The organism is Pseudoalteromonas neustonica, from assembly GCF_001653135.1.
GTDB lineage: Bacteria > Pseudomonadota > Gammaproteobacteria > Enterobacterales > Alteromonadaceae > Pseudoalteromonas > Pseudoalteromonas neustonica.
This window is the reverse complement of record NZ_BDDS01000042.1, coordinates 1-4,517: the sequence shown is the minus strand read 5'-3', so window position 1 is coordinate 4,517 and position 4,517 is coordinate 1. Positions and strand designations below refer to the sequence as shown.

At 39.5% G+C, this 4,517-nt stretch carries 5 protein-coding genes; 4 read left to right on the top strand and 1 reads right to left on the bottom strand.

Translation table 11 applies throughout. The annotated features are described in order from the left end of the window. Positions 1-159: 159 nt before the first annotated feature. A complete protein-coding gene (locus A7967_RS23075; protein ID WP_157601522.1) occupies positions 160-321 on the bottom strand; it encodes a hypothetical protein in 162 nt (53 codons plus the stop codon). Between the two features lie 546 nt (positions 322-867). On the opposite strand from A7967_RS23075, the gene A7967_RS21855 reads away from it, so the two are divergent. The 4 genes from A7967_RS21855 to A7967_RS21840 all read left to right on the top strand — a co-directional run. After that, positions 868-1,434 carry a hypothetical protein gene (locus tag A7967_RS21855; RefSeq protein WP_054206935.1) on the top strand — a complete coding sequence of 189 codons (567 nt, stop codon included), beginning with the start codon at positions 868-870 and terminating at the stop codon, positions 1,432-1,434. 119 nt (positions 1,435-1,553) lie between these two features. Next, on the top strand, positions 1,554-1,952 hold the full coding sequence (locus A7967_RS21850; RefSeq protein ID WP_064436102.1) for a hypothetical protein: 399 nt from the start codon (positions 1,554-1,556) through the stop codon (positions 1,950-1,952). Between the two features lie 636 nt (positions 1,953-2,588). Then, positions 2,589-3,743 (top strand): serine hydrolase domain-containing protein, encoded by a 1,155-nt coding sequence (locus A7967_RS21845; protein ID WP_064436101.1) that lies wholly within the window; start codon positions 2,589-2,591, stop codon positions 3,741-3,743. Positions 3,744-4,303: 560 nt separating this feature from the next. Then, on the top strand, positions 4,304-4,517 hold a 214-nt coding region (locus A7967_RS21840), incomplete at its 3' end, for a transposase (RefSeq protein ID WP_501193731.1).

Here is a 4,517-nt window from a genome sequence, read left to right as displayed (position 1 = left end):
GTTAAGATGTTCAGGCCTTCACCGTGTCCCCTCCATTACGATGGGCGTTTGGCTACTCGGCAACTGCTCCTGCGTTGCTCTACCTTCTGCATCCATGCAGTCGTATGCCATCTGCTGACTTCTGATAAATCACTCTAGCGATTACTCGATAAAGCGCGTCTAAACTAACGCTTGTTTACTGCTATTTCGCTCGCTGTAGGTCGCAGCAACCAGAGCGCCAAGGGTTGAACAACCAGTCCCTAACTGGTAGTCTCCAAGCGTTAGCGCGGATGCGTGTTTATCAGATCTCCCCCCTTTTTTACCAATAAAGAACAGGTGCATCGACTTTCTCTGCACAACTGCATCATTTACGGTGGTCGTTAGATCACATGACTTCGCTATCTTGTGCTAGCTCGTCTCCAGCCTACGCCTCATATGATGTTTTTGTTCATCAGCTCACACTTATTTTTATAAAGAATGCTAGCGGCTTCCTCTAGACTATCTCTCGCGATTTAGCCCTTGCCATTTGCGAGTGTCTATCGTTTAATAACAGTGTGTTATTTAAACGGTGATCTTCCTACAGAGGACTTTCACCTCATAAGTCAATGCCCATGTCGGGCGTACACAAGCAAATCAACGGAGGACTTAAAATGCTTGGCTTGAGCTCCTTCGTCGCTAAGTTTAGCCAAGCTTTTTAAGCCCGTTATTTGGGCGTTGTGGCTGTAGAATTACTCTTTTTTAAGAAAAACAGCCTGTTTTATGGGTTCCAAATGCATTACCTAATGCTTTAAAAGCGCTTAGAGTTAATTACAGGAGCTCGTTTTTTAATTGAATTTGGCTGTTAGAGTTATTCTACAGCCTCGTTATGAGCCACCAAGAATTTGAACTATGATCGAAGAATTTAAAAATAAGCTTAAGAATCTTGCTTTGTTGGACGCAATATTAGAGCAGGATTGGGAGTTGCGTTATTACTCTTACAATTCCGGTTGGTCTCCCACGGAAGAGATGGCTTCTCTGCGTGACAGCTGTGGTGGCGAGTGGTTCTTTCTAATTTCAGATGATGGTATTGCATTCAAATGTACAAGCCCAGAGGACGGTTTGGCTGAAGACTTTGAATCAATTAAAAACAAGGTTCCCGATAGATTTAAGGTCTTTCTAGAAGAGCCTGCGTTTAGCATGAATGAAGGCTCATGCATTTGGTATCTTGAAAATAACAACTGGGTGGCTCTGGGTGTAGATATCAACGATTTACCCAACCCTACTAAGATTCAACAAATGTCTGCCTCCAACTACTGCGTATATGCTAGTAATATTCTTGAGCAAGACATCGATAGCAATCTAGTCCAATCTATATTGGACGGGAGATTCTCTTTTGATTTAGCAACCAAATTGAATCCGGACGTAGACATTGATGAACTTAAAAAAGACATTCAGGAAATTGGCATCAGCTCATAACAAGGCCGTGCACAGGAGCAATTTTTCCGTCGCTTTTTTGTGGCGATCGCTACGCTGCCACAAATAATCAACTCCAAAACTGCCGCGTGACGGCGGCGTTATACGTATCTAGGGATTAAATGAAACCTGAAATTATCAATTCAAATTGGCCGAACGCACTTCGTTGGTTTTTGGTACAAAATACTGAGAGTTTCTGTCCTTGGCATTTTTTATCTCACTCAACAGAATTTGAATCTGCAGCTAAGGCTTTTGCTAACGAAGATACAAAAAACAGAATGGTATTTGTATTTGCTAGCCGGCAAGACAATGACGATTTTGCAGGTCTAGAAATTGTTGATGGCACAATTACTGATAAGGTTATTGTATTTCATCCTGTTTTTGGTTCAGGTAAATCAGATCGGAGTTGGGATGTTGTAGAAACAGAATACAATGATGTATTTGAGTTCTTATCAAATCATATTGTTCAAGATATGAAAGATTGGGCACTTACAGAAGATGCTTCTGATCTTCTTGGGTAAACACGTATAAAAAGGTATTTAAACGGAACAAAACAGTGGGTTACGTTCCGCTTCGCTACACAGTATAACCCACAATTTTAGTCCGCTTAATGCGGCGTTGTGGCTGTAGAATTACTCTTTTTTAAGAAAAACAGCCAGTTTTATGGGTTCCAAATGCGTTACCTAATGCTTTAAAAACGCTTAGAGTTAATTACAGGAGCTCGTTTTTTAATTGAATTTGGCTGTTAGAGTTATTCTACAGCCTCGTTAGTAGCCCTAAGAGTAGATTTCGAGTTTGGTTGGGAAATATCTACCATTAGTACCACTCAATTGCATCTAGCCTAACCTTCCAATTGCATTTTGATTTACCACTTTAAAAATTTACTTGTTGGCAATAGAAAATCTGATAATTCATTAATTTTAAGGCCAGTGTGCGACTAAAGAAGCTGTAATCAGAATTTAGAAAAATGTCATTCAGTTCCAATAACAATAATTGTGAGCATACTGTTTTGCTTATTTTTATCACTTTGTTGACTTTTTCAACAAAAAAAGCAAACCTACGAGGTGTTACGTAGTTTATTTATCTGCTTGATGTAAAGGAAAGTGATGAAATTACACAACTATCAGAATAGTTAATAATAAAAAAAGGGAAAGTTAATGTATAAAAGTATTCAAGGAATCGCTGGGGTTATTTTGTTACTTTCATTTAGCGTTATGGGAAACGAAACCCAACTAACGCTGCTGGAAAAGGAAATTGATAGAATTGCAGAAGAGTCTATTCCAACTAATGGACCGGGGTGCTCTGTAGGTATTATTAAGAATCAACAATTTTTATTCAAGAAAAGCTACGGTTTGGCAAACATCGAACATCAGGTTCCGCTCAGTTCAATATCAGTATTTCGTATGGCATCTGTATCCAAACAATTCACCGGGTTTGCGGTATTGTTATTAGCAGAAAAAGGGGAAATTAACCTTGATGATGATATACGGAAACATCTTACTGAATTGAAAGACTATGGTGTAAAAGTAACTATTAACTCAATGTTAGGTCACGTTTCAGGAATGGCAGATTACGATACCCTCAAATCGCTATTACCCAAACCACTACTGTCCACCGCTGGTGGTCCGTTCAGGCTTGGTGATGAGGATTACCTGACCAAAGAAGAATACTACGATGTCATAAAATCGCTTCCTTTAGAGCATCAACCTGATACTCAACAAGCCTATAGTAACTTCGCTTACTTTTTATTGTCGGAGTTAGTAGCTAACGTCAGTGGTATGTCCATGCGGGAGTACACTACAAAATACATCTTTGAACCGCTTGGTATGCACAGCACTTTTTTCGCTGATGATATGCGAGAGATAGTACCTAACCGTGCCGAAGGATATAGAACATTCAAAGATAATGGATTAAAGCGTTATGAAACAAATATTTTTGTTGTGGGTGACGGTGGTCTATACACTACACTCGAAGATATGTTGATTTGGGATAATCACTTTTATACCCCGAAATTAGGTGATGCCCCTAACAAAATAATGACTCAATTTAATACACCAAATAGCCAACACTCCTACGAAAGCAACGGAATAACTTTTTATGCTAACGGGCAATATATCGAGCCAAATTATACGCTGCACAATGGCGGATGGATGGGCACAAGTACTAGTTATATTCGTAGACCCAAGGAGCAAGTAGCCTTTGTTGGTATGTGTAATAGCTCCTCACTCGATGCAAATGTTTTTACTTACGAAATACCGAAAATCCTAACTAAGCTGAAAATATGGGATGTTACTGACCCTGCAATTTTTTAGTCTCATTTTAGTTTTCAAAAAATAAAGGTTCATAGTAGCGGGCAACTAACAAGGCAATCAAGCGGGACTGCTAACAGCTTGGCTCGGTTCCGCTCCGCTACACAGTTTAGCCAAGCATTATCAGCCCCTTATTGGGGCGTTGTGGCTGTAGAATCACTCTTTTTTAAGAAAAACAGCCTGTTTTATGGGTTCCAAATGCATTACCTAATGCTTTAAAAGCGCTTAGAGTTAATTACAGGAGCTCGTTTTTTAATTGAATTTGGCTGTTAGAGTTATTCTACAGCCTCGTTGTGGCTGTAGAATTACTCTTTTTTAAGAAAAACAGCTTGTTTTATGGGTTCCAAATGCATTACCTAATGCTTTAAAAACGCTTAGAGTTAATTACAGGAGCTCGTTTTTTAATTGAATTTGGCTGTTAGAGTTATTCTACAGCCTCGTTGTGGCTGTAGAATTACTCTTTTTAGGAACTAATTCTACACATTTGACTTGATTGCTTTTTAACCTTGAATCCACTGGGTTACTGTGATCTAATAGATATTATTCACCCACGGTAAACCGTTATGGCCAACTACAAGCCTGACTTATCCTGCCAAAATAAATTCATTCCTATCAATTTTTCTGAGCAAATCCTGCCAGGCACATTTGAGTATGCGCTTTGTTATATTGTCGAAAATAAACTCGACTTGTCGGGCTTTGACGCGTGGTATAACAACGACAAAACAGGCGCGGCAGCGTATCCGCCCACGGTGATGTTAAAGATTATTTTACTCGGTT